Origin of the sequence: Streptomyces sp. cg40, assembly GCF_050320165.1 — a bacterium.
In the GTDB taxonomy this organism is placed as follows: Bacteria; Actinomycetota; Actinomycetes; order Streptomycetales; family Streptomycetaceae; genus Streptomyces; species Streptomyces hokutonensis.
This window is the reverse complement of record NZ_CP190128.1, coordinates 1,103,537-1,118,103: the sequence shown is the minus strand read 5'-3', so window position 1 is coordinate 1,118,103 and position 14,567 is coordinate 1,103,537. Positions and strand designations below refer to the sequence as shown.

Here is a 14,567-nt window from a genome sequence, read left to right as displayed (position 1 = left end):
CCGTCACCACCGCACCTAGCCTCGATTGAACACGTCTAGACAGGTAGGTCGACGATGGCGGACTCCCAGACATCCCAGTCCCGGCAGCTTCAGGTCGAGACCCACGGCCTCGATGTGATCGGCGACGCCGAACGCAAAGGCACCCCCCGCACACTGTTCTGGCCCTGGTTCGGGGCCAATGTCTCCATCCTGGGACTCAGCTACGGCGCCTTCGCGCTCGGCTTCGGGATCTCCTTCTGGCAGGCGCTGATCGCCGGTGTGATCGGCATCGTGTTCTCCTTCCTGCTCTGCGGCTTCATCGCGGTCGCGGGCAAGCGCGGCTCCGCGCCCACGATGGTGCTCAGCCGCGCCGCCTACGGAGTGCGCGGCAACCGGCTGCCGTCGGTGATCTCCTGGATCCTCACCGTCGGCTGGGAGACCGTCCTCACCGCGCTCGCGACCATGGCCACCGCGACCGTCTTCGACCGGCTCAGCTGGGGCGGCGGCACCGAGACCAAGGTGGTCGCGCTGATCATCGTCGGCGCGCTCATCGTCGTCGGCGGAGTCATGGGCTTCGACCTGATCATGCGGCTCCAGACGGTGATCACCGTGGTCACCGCCGTGCTCACCGTCGTCTACATCGCCCTCGTCGCCGACCACATCCACTGGAGCACGGTCAGTGCCGTACCGGCGGGCTCCGCCCAGGAGTTCATCGGCGCGCTGGTGTTCATGATGACCGGCTTCGGCCTGGGCTGGGTCAACGCCGCCGCCGACTACTCCCGCTATCTGCCCCGGAGTTCGTCCAGCAGAGGCGTGATCGGCTGGACCACGTTCGGCGCCTCCGTCGCCCCGCTGCTCCTGCTGGTCTTCGGCCTGCTGCTCGCCGGTTCCTCCAGCACGCTCAACAAGGCGGTCGCCGCCGACCCGATCGGCGCGCTGACGACGATCCTGCCCACCTGGTTCCTGGTCCCGTTTGCCGTCGTCGCCGTCCTCGGCCTGGTCGGCGGCGCGGTCCTCGACATCTACTCCTCCGGCCTCGCCCTCCTCTCCGCGGGCCTGCCGGTGCCGCGCTATCTCGCCGCGCTCGTCGACGGCGTCCTGATGATCGCCGGCTCCATCTACATCGTGTTCTTCGCCGACAACTTCCTCGGCCAGTTCATGGGCTTCCTCACCACCCTCGGCGTCCCCATCGCCGCCTGGTGCGGCATCATGCTCGCCGACCTCGCGCTGCGCCGCCGCGACTACGACGAGGGCGACCTCTTCCGCCCGACCGGCCGCTACGGCGACGTACCGCTCACGCCCCTCCTCCTCACCCTCGCCGCCACCGCGATCGGCTGGGGCCTGGTCACCAACACCGCCGCCAGCTGGCTGACTTGGCAGGGCTACCTCCTCGACCCGCTCGGCCTCGGCGGCAAGTCCGGCGCCTGGGCCTACGCCAACCTCGGCGTCCTGGCCGCCCTCGCGATCGGCTTCCTCGGCACCCTCGCCCTGGGCCGCGCCCGCGTCCAGCGCCAGGAAGAGCAGGCCCCGAGCCCGGAGGCGGTGCCCGCCGTATGACCACCGCACCCGGCCACCTCGCCGTCATCGATATGCAGCGCGTCTTCGCCGACCCCGACAGCCCCTGGGCCACCCCCCGCTTCGAGGAAGCGGCAGCAGGTGTACGACGCCTGCTGCCGGCCTTCGGGGACGACGTCACCTTCACCCGCTTCCTGGCCCCCGAGAAACCCGAGGGCGCCTGGCAGGCCTACTACGACCAGTGGCCCTTCGCCCTCCAGCCGCCGGACGCCCCGCTCTGGCGGCTGACCGATGAATTCGCCGCCTGGGCACGGCACTTGGTGGACGCGCCCACCTTCGGCAAGTGGACCCCGGCACTCGCCGAACGCGTCGCCCCCACCGGCCGCCTCGTCCTCGCGGGCGTCAGCACCGACTGCTGCGTCCTGTCCACGGCACTGGCCGCAGCCGACGCGGGAGTCGAGGTACTGGTGGCCGCCGACGCCTGCGCGGGCGTCGACGACGACTCCCACGCCAAGGCGCTGCACGTCATGGACCTCTACCGCCCCCTGATCCGGGTGGTCACGGTCGCCGAGGCGGTCGGGGAGGTGTCATGACCGGCGTCCGGCTCAAACACCAGCGCATCACCGACGTCCTCGCCAAGGAGATCCGCAGCGGCCACCGCCCCGCCGGCGAGCAACTTCCCGGCGAACACGCCCTGGCCCAACGCTTCGGCGTCAGCCGTACGACCGTCCGCGCGGCCCTCGCCGAACTCAGCGAGGCCGGCCTGATCGCCACCCGCACCGGCAAGGGCTCCTACGTCCTCTTCGACGGCCGCCCGCTCGACGACAGCCTCGGCTGGGCCCACGCGCTCGCCACCCAGGGCATCGAGACCCAGGTCCGGACGCTCACCGTGGATGCACGACGGGACGAGGAGCTGGCGAGTCAACTCACTCTCAAAACAACCGAGTTCGTGTGCGTGGAGCGGATACGCGAACTGGTCGCGGACGCGGTCGTCGTGTCGTACGAACGCAGCTTCCTGCCGCCCGTGCCCGGAGTGCGGGACCTGCCGGCGCGCGGCCTTGGGCAGGAGTCGCTGACCGATGTGATGCTGCGGGCCGGGCTGCGGCCCGACCACGGCGAACAGCGCATGAGCGGGCGGCGGATCGACGGCCGGGAGGCGGAGCTGCTGCGCCGCGAACCGGGTGACTGGTTCCTCGACACGCGCCGCACCAGCCGGGCCGCCGACGGCTCCTTCGTCGAACATGTCGTGAGCCTCCTGGACCCCGACCACTTCCAACTCACCCTCGCCTTCGGCTGAACCGCCGAGCCGCCGAACTATTGAAACCTCCCCGGAAAGCACCCATGACCCTCCAGAGCCGCGCTACTGGAGCCCTGTACGGGCTCGCCCTCGGCGACGCCCTCGGCATGCCCACCCAAATGCTGTCCCGCCCCCAGATCACCGCCCGCTACGGCCCCTTCCTCACCGGCTTCCACCCGGCCGACCCCGACCATCCGCTGGCCGCGGGCATGCCGGCGGGCGCGGTCACCGACGACACCGAACAGGCGCTGCTGCTGGCCGAGTTGCTGGTGGAAGGCAAGGGCCGGATCGACCCGGCGGAACTCGCCCGACGCCTGGTCGCCTGGGAGGACGACATGCGGGCCCGGGGCTCCCTCGACCTCCTCGGCCCGTCCACCAAACGAGCCGTGGAGCAGGTCCTCGCGGGCACCCCCGTCGACGAGGTGGGCCGCTACGGCACGACCAACGGCGCGGCGATGCGGATCGCCCCCGTGGGCATCGCGACGCCGGTGGCCGACCCGGCGGCTCTGGTGGACCGGGTGGTGGAGGCGAGCAGCCTCACCCACAACACCGGGGTCGCCCTCGCCGGTGCCGCGGCCGTGGCGGCCGCCGTGAGCGCGGGAGTTGACGGAGCGTCGATTCCCGAGGCGATCGAAGTGGCCGTGTCGGCGGCCCGGTTGGCGGCGGTGCGGGGCCACTGGGTGGCCGCCGCCGATGTCGCCGAACGGATCGTGTGGGCGACGGGCCTGGCGCGGGGCCTCGATCCGGCCCAAGTCTGCGAGCGCGTCTACGCGTTGGTCGGGACGAGCCTGGCCACACAGGAGTCGGTCCCGGCGGCCTTCGCCGTCCTGGCATCCTGCCCCGACGACCCCTGGCAGGCCGCACTGCTCGCGGCATCCGTCGGCGGCGACTGCGACACGATCGCCGCGATCACGGGGGCAGTCGGCGGCGCCTGCCACGGAGTGGACGCCTTTCCGGCGGACGCGCGGGAGACGCTGGTCCGCGTCAACCCGGGGCTCGACCTGGATGCCATGGCGGTGGCGCTGCTCGGCCTGCGGGAGCGGTCGTGAGTGGGTGGGTGCGGCGCCTGGGCAATGTCGTCGGCGGCGGTTCTGTTCGGTCTGCGGGTGCGGTCATGAGTGAGCGGGGGCGGCACCCTCAGCACCGTCGTCGGCCTGGATGCCATGGCGGTGGCGCTGCTCGGCCTGCGGGAGCGGTCGTGAGCGGCGGGCTCCGGCACCTCGGCACTGCCATGGTCGCCCTGGATGCCTCGGCCATGGCCACGCTCGGCCTGCGGGAGCGGTCATGAGCGCGCGGCTCTGGCACCTCGGCAACGTCGTCGTCGATCTGGTCCTGGAGGTTCCCGCACTCCCCGAGCGGGGCGGCGACGTCCTCGCCACCCGCACCGAACGCACCCCCGGCGGCGGCTTCAACGTCATGGCCGCCGCCGCCCGCCAGGGCCTCCCCGTGACCTACGCCGGAGCGCACGGCACCGGGCCCTTCGGTGACCGGGCGCGCGCGGCCCTGCGTGCCGAGGGCATCGATGCCTTGCTCGCACCGCGCCCGGAACCGGACACCGGCTTCGTGGTCTGTCTGGTCGATGCGGACGGCGAGCGCACCTTCGTCACCAGCCCCGGCGCCGAGGCGACCCTGGTCGCTGCCGACCTTGTCGAAATCCGGCCTGGTGCGGGCGACTTGGTCTACGTCACCGGATACAGCCTGCTCTACGACAGCAACCGGGCCGCCCTGCTCGACCTCCTGCCCCGACTGGACCCGGCCGTCACGTTGGTCGTCGATCCGGGCCCGTTGGCGGCCGAAATCCCGGCCGACGCCCTGGAGTTGCTGCTCGCCCGCGCCGACTGGTGGAGCTGCAACGCCCGCGAGGCCGCGCTGCTCACCGGCATCGAGGACGATGACGTGGTCGAAGCCGCCCGCATCCTCCAATCCCGTCTGGGGCGCGGCTCGGTGCTCGTCCGTACCGGCCCCGACGGTTGCCTTGTGGACCGCGGCGGACGTCCCGTCCCCGTCCCCGGGTTCGCCGTGGACGCCGTCGATCTCAATGGCGCGGGTGACGCGCACACCGGTGTCTTCATGGCCGCCCTGGCCCGGGGGCTCGACCCGTTGGCCGCCGCCCGCCGGGCCAACGCGGGTGCCGCCCTGGCCGTCGCCGCGCCGGGCCCGGCGACCGCGCCGGACGCCGCACGACTGGACGCGTTCCTGAACTAGGCGTCCATGAAGGTCAGTTGCCGTCCCGGCGGGAGACCTCGACGTTCTCCAGGATGCCGATCGCGTCCGGGACCAGGACCGCCGCCGAGAAGTAGGTGCTCACGAGGTAGGAGATGACCGCCTGCTCGTTGATGCCCATGAACCGTACGTTGAGGCCCGGTTCGAGCTCGTCGGGGATGCCCGTCTGGTAGAGGCCGACCACGCCCTGGTCGTCCTCCCCGGTGCGCATCGCGATGATGGACGACGTGCGGGACGCGCTGACGGGGATCTTGCCGCACGGCAACAGTGGTACTCCGCGCCAGGCCGGCAGATGGTGGCCGCCGACGTCGATGCCGCTGAAGTAGACGCCCCGCTTGTTGCACTCGCGGCCGAAGGCAGCGATAGCCCGTGGATGCGCGAACAGGAAACGGGTGTCGCGCCGCATGCTCAGCAATTCGTCCAGGTCGTCGGGGGTCGGCGGCCCGGAGTGGGTGGAGATCCGCTGGTCGTAGTCGGCGTTGTGCAGCAGCCCGAAGTCCCGGTTGTTGACCAGTTCGTTCTCCTGCCGCTCGCGCAAGGCCTCGACGGTCAGCCGGAGTTGCTGCTGGGTCTGGTTCATCGGCTGGTTGTAGAGGTCGGTGACGCGGGAGTGCACCTTCAACACGGTCTGGGCGACGCTCAGTTCGTACTCGCGCGGCGCGAGGTCATAGTCCACGAACGTGGCCGGCAGGTCCGGCTCGCCCACATGCCCGGCGCTGAGCGCGATCGCCGCCTCGCCGAAGGTGTTGAGCGGGCCGGGTTCGTCCGTGGCGCGCGCCTCGACGTGCGCGCGCAGTTCCGCGTGCCGGTCCGCGACCTCCTGGTACGCCGCGTGCGGCAGCGCCAGCACCGTGGTGGCCGTCGCCGCGCGGGCCGTGAACTCCCAGGAACCGTCCGTTTCGGCGAGCACCTGCCCGCCGAAGGTGTCCCCGTCGGCCAGCAGCCCGACGACCGCCTCGTCGCCGTAGGGCCCCTCTCCGAGCCGTTCCACCTTGCCGTGCGCGACGAGGTACACCGAGTCGGCGGGCTGACCCGACTGGACGATCAACTGCCCCGGCGCATAGTCCCGTTGCTCGAACCGCTCGGCCAGCGCGCCGAGTGCGTCGCCGTCCTCGAAGCCGCGCAGCAGCGGGAGTTCGCTCAACTCGGCCGGGACGACCCGCACTTGCGCACCGGTCTGCACGAACGTCACCCGTCCGTCGCCGCGCGTGTACGACAGCCTGCGGTTGACGCGATAGGTGCCGCCGGGCACGTTCACCCAGGGCAGCATGCGCGTCAGCCACCGGGAGCTGATCCCCTGCATCTGGGGTTCGGACTTGGTCGTGGTCGCCAGGGTGCGTGCCGCCGCGGTTCCGAGGCTCTGCTGTTCCCGCTCCTCGGCGCCCGCCTCGGGCGCGGTACCGGTCTCGACCGACATGGTGCCTTCTCTCCTGTCGCACGGATGACGGAATGCCTGCGTCCCGTCACGTTCCGTGCGTACAGCTACCCCTGATCGGTCACGACGAGTGATGATCCCGGACGGCGGTCGAGGCACATGCCGATCGCACGTGCCTCCGCACGACCCCCGGTTGACCCGGCATCACCCTTTCGGGGTATCCGATCCAGGGCCGATCAGAGCGTCTTGCCGGGGTTGAGGATCCCGTGCGGATCGAACGCGTCCTTCAGCCGCCGCTGCAACGCGTGGGCGGTGGGCCCGAGTTCGTCCGCCACCCACTGCCGCTTCAGTACGCCCACGCCGTGCTCGCCGGTCAGCGTCCCGCCGAGCCGCAGCGCCAGCGCGAAGATCTCGCCGGCCGCCTCCCAGGCCGCGTCCGGCAGCCGGTCCAGGGCGGGATCGACCACGATGATCGGATGCAGGTTGCCGTCCGCCGCGTGCGCGAGCGTGTAGACGGGTACCTCGTGGCGGGCCGAGATCGCGCGGATCTCGCGGACCGCCTCCGCGAGCCGGGAGCGCGGCACCGCGATGTCCTCGATCAGCGGCCGGCCCAGCCGCTCCAGCGCGGGCAGGGCGAGCCGGCGGGCCGCGAGCAGCGCCTCCGCCTCCACCGGGTCCGCCGTCGTCTCCACGGTCGTGGCCGTCGCCGCGAGCACCCGCGCGACCTGCTCCGCCTCGGCGCCCGCGCCCGCCCCGTCGCACTGCACCAGCAACAGCGCCGCCCCGCGCGCGCCCAGCGCCGGGTCGACGGCGTGCAGCACCGGCCCGTCGAGCAGCTCCGCGAGCGCCGGCACGACCCCGGCCCGCCCGATCGCGTACGACGCCTCGGCCGCCGCCTCGAACGAGTCGAAGTAGGCGGCGATCGTGGCCGTCGCCACCGGCACCGGACGCAGCCGCAAGGTCGCCGAGGTGATGACGGCGAGCGTGCCCTCGGAGCCGGTCAGCAGCGCGGTGAGGTCGTAACCGGTGACCCCTTTGACGGTACGGCGGCCGGTCGTGACCACCGTCCCGTCGGCGAGGACGGCCTCCAGGCCGAGCACGCTGTCCCGCGTCACCCCGTACTTCGCGCACCGCAGCCCGCCCGCGTTGGTCGCGATGTTCCCGCCGATCGTCGAGATCGCCGCACTCGCCGGATCGGGCGCGTACCGCAGCCCGTGCCCGGCCGCCGCCCGGTCCAACTCGGCGGTGATCACGCCCGGTTCGACCACGGCGAGCTGGTCGTCGGCCGAGAGTTCCAGGATGCGGTTCATCCCGGACAGGTCCAGCACGAGCGCGCCCTCACCGGCCGACGCCCCGCCCGACAGCCCGGTGCCCGCACCGCGCGGCACCACCGGCACGCGCAGCGCGTTCGCGTGCCGGAGTGTGACGGTCACGTCCTCGGTGCGCCGGGCGTGCACCACGGCCAGCGGGACACCGTCCGGCCGGGTACCCGAACGGTCCGTGGCGTGCGCGGCCAACGTGCGGGGATCGGTGGCCAGTTGGTCGGGCGGCAGATCCCGGGCGAGCAGACCGAGGAGCCGGGCGTCGGCGGTGGACGCGCGCAGCGCGCGGGGGAACAACACGGAGTCTCCATAGGGGTGTTCGCAATCAGCCGGTGAGGGACGGATCAGGCGGCGTGCGAGGCGGTCGCCCGGTGGGCGAGTTCCTGGCGGACCAGGGGCAGGACGTGACGTGCGTAGTCGATCGCGTCGTTGAGCGGGTCGTAGCCGCGGATCGAGAGCAGGTCGCAGCCGATGTCGACGTAGTCGAGGAGTGCCTGCGCGACCGTCTCGGGCGTGCCCACAAGGGCGGTTGAGGCGCCGGCCGCGTTGGTGGCGACGGCGGGCGCGGTCCACAGGCAGCGGTCCTGGACCTCGCCGCGCTCGGCGATGTCGAGGAGACGCTGCGAGCCGACGTTCGCCGGGCGGCCGGTGGTGCGGTAGTGGCGGAGCAACTCGGTGTTCCTCGCCTGGTCCTTGAGGACACCGAGCGTGCGGTGGGCCTTCTCCCAGGCCAGTTCCTCGGTGGGTGCGATGATCGGGCGGAACGACACCCAGATACGGGGATGCGGGCGCCCGGCGGCATCCGCGACCGCGTTGACGGCGGCGATCTGCTCGGCCGTCTCCTTCAGCGGCTCGCCCCACAGCCCGAAGATGTCGCCCTGCCGGCCGCCCACCCGGTACGCGTCCTGCGAGGAGCCGCCGACCGAGATCGGGACCAGCCCGTTCACCGGTTTCACGTCCGAGTAGTAGCCCTCGAACCTGAAGTACTTGCCCTCGTGCGAGACGGGTCCCTCGGCCCGCCACACCTTCCGCAGGATCTGGATGTACTCGTCCGAACGCTCGTACCGCTCCTCCTTGTTGAGGTAGTCGCCCTCCCGGCGCTGCTCCTCGTCGCTGCCCCCGGAGATGATGTGCAGGGTGAGCCGTCCGTTGCTGATCCGGTCCAGGGTGGCCAGGGCGCGAGCCGCGTGCGTCGGGAAGAGCACGCCGGGCCGGTGGGCGAGGATCGGGCGGATCCGCTCGGTGTGGGTGGCGACGAACTGGGCGATCTGGAAGGCGTCCGGCGAGGCCGAGTGGTAGGCGACCAGGGTGTGGTCGAAGCCGCCGTCGTCCAGCGCACGGGCGTACTTGCGGAGGTGGTCGACGTCGAGACCGGTACGGCTCGACGCGGCGGGACCCGAGGCCCCGGAGTCGGTGTGGACGGCGCTGATGAACTCGACAGGCATGAGCAACTCCTAAGACGTGAGGGTCACTTGATCAGGGAGGCGTCGGTGGATTTGGCCACGTCCACGTTCGGGTCGAGGACGCCGATGCTGTTCATGAGGTCGGCGACCTGCTGGACGGTGGTGTTCACGTCCGAGGTGATCGGCAGGACCTGGCTGTAGGCGGCCGAGGCGAGCGTCTTCGCGACCGAGGCGTCGGCGCCGTTGCGCTGCTCGATGGCCTTCGCGTACGCGTCCTGGTGGGTGCTGGTCCACTTCAGTGCCGTGCTCAGGCGGTTGAGGAAGTCGCTCAGGGCGGTCTTCTTCGCGGAGTTGGCGAGGGCCTTCTCGGAGGCGTTGATGAAGCCGATGCCGCTGACCCGGCCGTCCCCGCCGTCGACGAGCAGCCTGCCGCCCTGCTCCAGACCGACGGCCTGGTAGACACCGAAGGTCGCCCAGATCTTGATCTTCCCGGAGGCGAACGCGGCCTGCGCGTCGGTCGGCAGCAGGTACTGCACCTTGACGTCCTTGTAGCTGAGCCCGTTCTGCTTGAGGACGTTGGCCAGCAGATACTCCGAGACGCTGCCCTTCGCCGAGGACACCACGACCTTCTGGCCCTTGAGGTCCTTCACGCTGTCGATCCCGGAGTCCTTGCGGACGACGATCCCGACGTGCGTGCCGTCGTTCTTGAGAGCGGCGATGTTCTTGATCTTGACGCCGCCGCTGAGCGCCTGGAGCGCGGGCAGGTCCGCGGAGAACCCGGTGTCGGCGGCGTTGGCCTGCACGGCCTGGTAGAGCGGGGCCGCGCCCTGGAACTCGGCCCACTTCACCTTGTACTTGGCGCCCTTGAGCGCGTCCGAGGCGGCGATGATCGTCTGGAGGGTCTTGGCCTGGTCGCCGATGGTGAGGGTGACCTGTCCACCGGAGGCGGTGTCCGCCGAGGAGTCGGCGCCGCAGGCGCTCAACGCCAGCAGGGCGGTCAGGCTCAGGGAGGCGGCGGCGAGTCTGCGGATCACGAGGGGGTTCCTTCCAGGGTGCGGGTCACGCCGAGCCAGTTCAGGAGGCGGGCGCGCAGGGTCACGAACTCGGGGGCGGTCAGATCACGGGGGCGGGGCAGGTCGACGGTCAACTCGTGGGCGATACGCCCCTCGTCCATCACCAGCACACGGTCGGCGAGCAGCAGCGCCTCCTCCACGTCATGGGTGACCAGGAGGATCGCGCACCCGTGCAGCCGCCACAGCTCGGCGACGAGCGCCTGCACCTTGCCCCGGGTCAGCGCGTCCAGGGCGCCGAACGGCTCGTCCAGGAGCAGGAGTTCGGGCTCCCGGACCAGGGCACGGGCCAGCGAGACCCGCTGGGCCTGGCCGCCCGACAGCGTCTTCGGCCAGACGGTCGCGCGCTCCGCGATGCCGACCTCGTCGAGAGCCTTGAGCGCGAGGGCCCGGTCCGGGTGGCCCGGCAGCCCGAGCACGACATTGCGCCACACTTTCAACCAGGGGAGCAGACGGGGCGATTGGAAGGCCGCGCTGCGCCGGGCCGGCACGGTCACCTCGCCGCCGATCTCGTCGTCGAGCCCCGCGAGGATCCGCAGCAGCGTCGACTTGCCGCAGCCGCTGTGCCCGAGCAGGGCGACGAACTCGCCCTCACGGATGTCCAGATCGAGGTCGTGCAGCACGGTGTTGCCGTCGAAGGCCCGCGAAAGGCCCCGTATCTCAACGGAGTTGGTCATGGCTACGCCTCGCCCTCGAAGTTGGCCCGCCAGGTCAGCAGGCGGCGCGACAGGATCCGTACCGCGAAGTCGCAGGCCAGCCCGAGCAGTGCGTACACGACGAGGCACAGCACGATGACGTCCGTGCGGAAGTACTGCTGGGCGTTGCTCATCAGATAGCCGAGCCCCGCGTCCGCGTTGATCTGCTCGGCGAAGACCAGCGCCAGCCAGGCGGTGGACAGCGCGTACCGGAGTCCCACGAGTGCCCCGGGCAGCGCGCTCGGCAGGATGACGTACTTGATCAGTCCGAACCGGCCGAGCCCCATCATCCGTGCGGCCTCGACGAGTTGGGCGTCGGTGGAGCGGATCCCGCCGTAGATGTTGAAGTAGAGCGGGTAGGTCACACCGAGCGCCACCAGGGCGATCTTCGGGGTCTCCTCGATGCCGAACCAGACGATGAACAGCGGGATCAGACCGACCCAGGGGATCGCCCGGAACATGCCCATCGAGGAGTCGATGACGTCCTCGCCCAGCCGGAACAGCCCGGCCGTCAGCGACAGGACGAGCGCGACGCTCGCGCCGATGAGGAACCCGATGGCGGCACGGCGGCCCGACGCGGCGATGGCGCGGGGGAGTTCGCCGTCCTTCGTCAGGTCGACGGCCTGCCGGACGACGTCGACGGGGGAGGCCAGCACGGACTCGGGCAGCACCCCGGTGGCGGAGGTCAGGAACCAGAGCAGCACGAGGCCGACCGGGCCCGCCGCCCGCCGCAGGGAACGGGGGACCGTGAAGCGGTGGGCGGTCTTCGCCGTGCCCCGGATGGTGACGCGGGTGGACTGCTCGGGAGCGCGTTCCGTCTGCTGTGGGAGGAGCGCCGCGTCCAGTGGTTTCGTCGTCATGGCTTGCCTCCCGTCGCCGCCGGGCGGGCGGGGTCGGCGGACCAGGCGGACCAGGAACCGGGAAAGAGCGTCGCCTCGAACCCGGCGATCTCCAGTGCCGCGATCTGGTGGGCGGCGGTGACCCCGGACCCGCAGTACACGCCGATGCGTGACGCGGCCCCGGCACCCCGCTCCTCGAACCGCTTGCGCAGTTCCTCGGGCGAGCGGAAGGTCCCGTCCGCCGCCAGGTTCTCCCCGGTCGGCGCGGACACCGCCCCCGGAATGTGTCCCGCGCGCGGGTCCACCGGCTCGACCTCGCCCCGGTACCGCTCACCGGCACGGGCGTCCAACAGCAGCCCGGACACGGCGAGTTCGGCGGCACCGTCGGCATCAGTGATGGGCAGCGCACCCGCCCGGAGGACGACGTCACCCGGTTCGGGATCGGCGGGGATCCCGGACTCCAGCGTCAGCCCCGCCGTGCGCCAGGCGCCCAACGCCCCGTCCAGCAGCGTCACTTCGCCGACACCGGCGTAGCGCAGCAGCCACCAGGCGCGGGCCGCCGCCGTGTTGCCCAGGTCGTCGTAGACCACGACGGGCCGCCCGTTCCCGATGCCCCAACGGCGCGCCGATTCCTGGAGTTCCGCGAGGTCCGGCAGCGGATGCCGGCCGCCCTCCGGGCTTGCCGGCGCGGCCAGTTCGGTGTCCAGGTCGACGTAGACCGCGCCGGGGATGTGACCGTCGGCGTAGTGGTCGCGGCCGTAGGGATCGCCGAGGGCCCAGCGGACGTCGAGGAGCACCGGGGGCTGTTCGGAGCGGAGGAGTTCGGCGAGTTCGGGGACGGTGGTCGTGACGCGGCGGCTCATGTCAACTCCTCGGCGATCAAGGGGAGTTCGGGGGAGAGGCGGAACCGTTCGAGGAAGAGGACCACCGTGGCGGCGACGGTGCGGTGCAGGGCGTCGTTGAGGACGTCGTGCCGGCCGTCCACGAAGGTCACGGTGTGCACGTTCGAATGACCGTCGTAGACGTTCAGTGCCCGGTCGAGCGGGCTGATCGTGTCGTTCCTGCCGTGCAGGGCCAGCACCGGGACACGCACCAGGTCGAGGCGTGGCTCGGGCAGCTCGGGGTTGTCGTCGATGGCGCCCCGGCGGAACTCCGGGTCGTTGGTGAGGCGCCCCTGATGGGTCGGGCAGGCGGTGCGCGCCGCGGCCTCCGCCTCCCAACTCCCCGCCGTCCAGGCGTCGGTGGGCAGCCCGGCCAGGATCAGCGCGTCGATGCCCGCGGTCTGCTCGGCGGCGAGCTGGAGGGCGTAGCGCGTGCCGGTGTCGGAACCGACCAGCACCTTCGGGCCCGGCAGCGACTCGTCGGCGAGCAGCTTGGCGGCCTGCCCCAGTACGGCGGGATCGGCGGCCGGGTCGCCCAGGGCGCGGACGCGGTAGGCGTCGTAGCCGAGCCGGCGGCCGAACCGCTCGTAGACACCGCCGTGTTCGCCCCGTCCGGCCAGCACGATCAACGTGCCGCGCGCGGCGAGGCCTTCGGGTTCGTCCCAGGACGAGACGGAGAAAGAGGGCATGGGGTGGCAACTCCCAACGAGGGGAAAGGGGAGGGGAATCCGGCAAGGGGGAGGAAGCGAGCAGGCCGGAGCCGCCGTCACGTGTCAGTGCGCAGGGCGGACGTGATCAGCGAGAACTCGGGAAGGGTGCCGCGGAGAGGCGGTTGGTCAACGACAGCGCGCGCTGCACGCCACGCCGAAGTCGATGACTCGGCGCTGCGTCAGAAGGGCAGCGAAAGCGGTCGTGTGCAGCATGCGCTCATCATGACCGGATCCGGCCGATCGCGTCCAACGATGATTCCGCATCGAAACCGATCAGCCATCGCGATCGATGCCCTGAACGGCTACCGTCACCGGCATGCCCCAACCTGTCCTCGACATCGTGGCCCTGCGCAGCCTGACCGCGATAGCCGACTGCGGCGGCTTCCATCGCGCGGCCCGGGCCCTCGCCCTGAGCCAGTCCGCGGTCAGCCAGCATGTGCGCAGGCTGGAGAAGACGCTCGGTCTGCCGATCGTCGAGCGGGAGGGGCGCGGCACCCGGTTCACGCCTGAGGGGCGACTGCTGCTGGAACAGGCCCGGCGCATCCTCGCCGTGCACGACGAGGCCGTACGCACGCTGCTCGACGTGGACGGCGACACCGTCACCATCGGCTCCACCGAACACGCGGCCGACCAGTTTCTGCCACGGCTGACCGCGGCCGTCCAGGAAGTGCGGCCCGGCTGCCGGGTCCGCTTCCGCATCGACCGCTCGGCCCGCCTCGTCGAGGCCGTGGAACGCGGCAGCGTCGACGTCGCGGTCTACGTCACCGAGGCCGCCGCCACCGAGGGCACCCCCGTCGGCGGCCTCCCGCTGACCTGGCACGCGACGCCCGGCTGGCGGCCACCGGCCGCGCCCGCGCCCGTCCCGCTCGTGGCCATCGAGGACCCGTGCGCGATCCGCCGCCGCGCCATCTCGACCCTTGCCGCACACGGGGTGCCGGCCGCGGTCGTCGGCGACGCCGGCTATCTCGCCGGTGTCCTCGACATCGCCCGCACCGGACAGGGCGTCGCCCTGCTCGCCGCCGTCGGATCGGCCCCGGACGGTCTGACCCCGTACGACGGCCTTCCCTCGGTCACCCCGATCCCCATGAGCGCGCTCGCCCGCCCGGGCGCGGACCCGGCGACGGTCGACGCGGCCTTCGCCGCCGTACGGGATCTGCTGCGCTGAGGCGCGCCCCGGTCACGCAGATCGGCCGGAACTGCCCCCTGTGACGGGGTAGTCCGGCCCGTTTCGGAGGAAAGATCCCCCGAGGAGATTTCG

14 protein-coding genes are annotated in these 14,567 nt (G+C 71.7%); 6 read left to right on the top strand and 8 right to left on the bottom strand.

The window, feature by feature from the left end:
- Positions 1-54 precede the first annotated feature (54 nt).
- The 5 genes from ACQHII_RS04945 to ACQHII_RS04925 all read left to right on the top strand — a co-directional run bounded on the left by ACQHII_RS04945 (position 55) and on the right by ACQHII_RS04925 (position 4,996).
- Positions 55-1,536 (top strand): purine-cytosine permease family protein, encoded by a 1,482-nt coding sequence (locus ACQHII_RS04945; protein WP_427918046.1) that lies wholly within the window; start codon positions 55-57, stop codon positions 1,534-1,536.
- Positions 1,533-2,087: a cysteine hydrolase family protein gene (locus tag ACQHII_RS04940; protein WP_427918045.1), complete on the top strand. Its 555-nt coding sequence runs from the start codon at positions 1,533-1,535 to the stop codon at positions 2,085-2,087. Before ACQHII_RS04945 ends, ACQHII_RS04940 begins: the two co-directional genes overlap by 4 nt.
- Positions 2,084-2,791 carry a GntR family transcriptional regulator gene (locus ACQHII_RS04935; RefSeq protein WP_427918044.1) on the top strand — a complete coding sequence of 236 codons (708 nt, stop codon included), beginning with the start codon at positions 2,084-2,086 and terminating at the stop codon, positions 2,789-2,791. Before ACQHII_RS04940 ends, ACQHII_RS04935 begins: the two co-directional genes overlap by 4 nt.
- Before the next feature lie 44 nt (positions 2,792-2,835).
- Positions 2,836-3,840: an ADP-ribosylglycohydrolase family protein gene (locus ACQHII_RS04930; protein ID WP_427918043.1), complete on the top strand. Its 1,005-nt coding sequence runs from the start codon at positions 2,836-2,838 to the stop codon at positions 3,838-3,840.
- Positions 3,841-4,075: 235 nt separating this feature from the next.
- Positions 4,076-4,996: a PfkB family carbohydrate kinase gene (locus ACQHII_RS04925; RefSeq protein WP_427918042.1), complete on the top strand. Its 921-nt coding sequence runs from the start codon at positions 4,076-4,078 to the stop codon at positions 4,994-4,996.
- Positions 4,997-5,009: 13 nt separating this feature from the next.
- Here the strand turns inward: ACQHII_RS04925 and ACQHII_RS04920 are convergent, their stop codons facing one another.
- From ACQHII_RS04920 to ACQHII_RS04885, 8 genes are all read right to left on the bottom strand, one after another.
- On the bottom strand, positions 5,010-6,431 hold the full coding sequence (locus tag ACQHII_RS04920; RefSeq protein ID WP_427918041.1) for a family 2B encapsulin nanocompartment shell protein: 1,422 nt from the start codon (positions 6,429-6,431) through the stop codon (positions 5,010-5,012).
- Positions 6,432-6,625: 194 nt separating this feature from the next.
- On the bottom strand, positions 6,626-8,008 hold the full coding sequence (locus tag ACQHII_RS04915; protein ID WP_427925230.1) for an FAD-binding oxidoreductase: 1,383 nt from the start codon (positions 8,006-8,008) through the stop codon (positions 6,626-6,628).
- A gap of 47 nt (positions 8,009-8,055) precedes the next feature.
- Entirely contained in the window at positions 8,056-9,156 is a 1,101-nt protein-coding gene (locus ACQHII_RS04910; RefSeq protein ID WP_427918040.1) for an LLM class flavin-dependent oxidoreductase, read from the bottom strand.
- A gap of 23 nt (positions 9,157-9,179) precedes the next feature.
- On the bottom strand, positions 9,180-10,148 hold the full coding sequence (locus ACQHII_RS04905) for an ABC transporter substrate-binding protein (RefSeq protein WP_427918039.1): 969 nt from the start codon (positions 10,146-10,148) through the stop codon (positions 9,180-9,182).
- Positions 10,145-10,861: an ABC transporter ATP-binding protein gene (locus ACQHII_RS04900; RefSeq protein WP_427918038.1), complete on the bottom strand. Its 717-nt coding sequence runs from the start codon at positions 10,859-10,861 to the stop codon at positions 10,145-10,147. Before ACQHII_RS04900 ends, ACQHII_RS04905 begins: the two co-directional genes overlap by 4 nt.
- A 2-nt stretch (positions 10,862-10,863) precedes the next feature.
- Positions 10,864-11,739: an ABC transporter permease gene (locus ACQHII_RS04895; protein WP_427918037.1), complete on the bottom strand. Its 876-nt coding sequence runs from the start codon at positions 11,737-11,739 to the stop codon at positions 10,864-10,866.
- Positions 11,736-12,581, bottom strand: a complete 846-nt coding sequence (locus ACQHII_RS04890) for a sulfurtransferase (protein ID WP_427918036.1) — start codon at positions 12,579-12,581, stop codon at positions 11,736-11,738. Before ACQHII_RS04890 ends, ACQHII_RS04895 begins: the two co-directional genes overlap by 4 nt.
- Entirely contained in the window at positions 12,578-13,288 is a 711-nt protein-coding gene (locus tag ACQHII_RS04885; RefSeq protein WP_427918035.1) for an alpha/beta hydrolase, read from the bottom strand. The genes ACQHII_RS04890 and ACQHII_RS04885 overlap by 4 nt, the downstream gene beginning before the upstream one ends.
- Before the next feature lie 337 nt (positions 13,289-13,625).
- On the opposite strand from ACQHII_RS04885, the gene ACQHII_RS04880 reads away from it, so the two are divergent.
- Complete coding sequence (locus tag ACQHII_RS04880) at positions 13,626-14,474, top strand: LysR family transcriptional regulator (protein WP_043260479.1); 849 nt, start codon at positions 13,626-13,628, stop codon at positions 14,472-14,474.
- Positions 14,475-14,567: the final 93 nt, after the last annotated feature.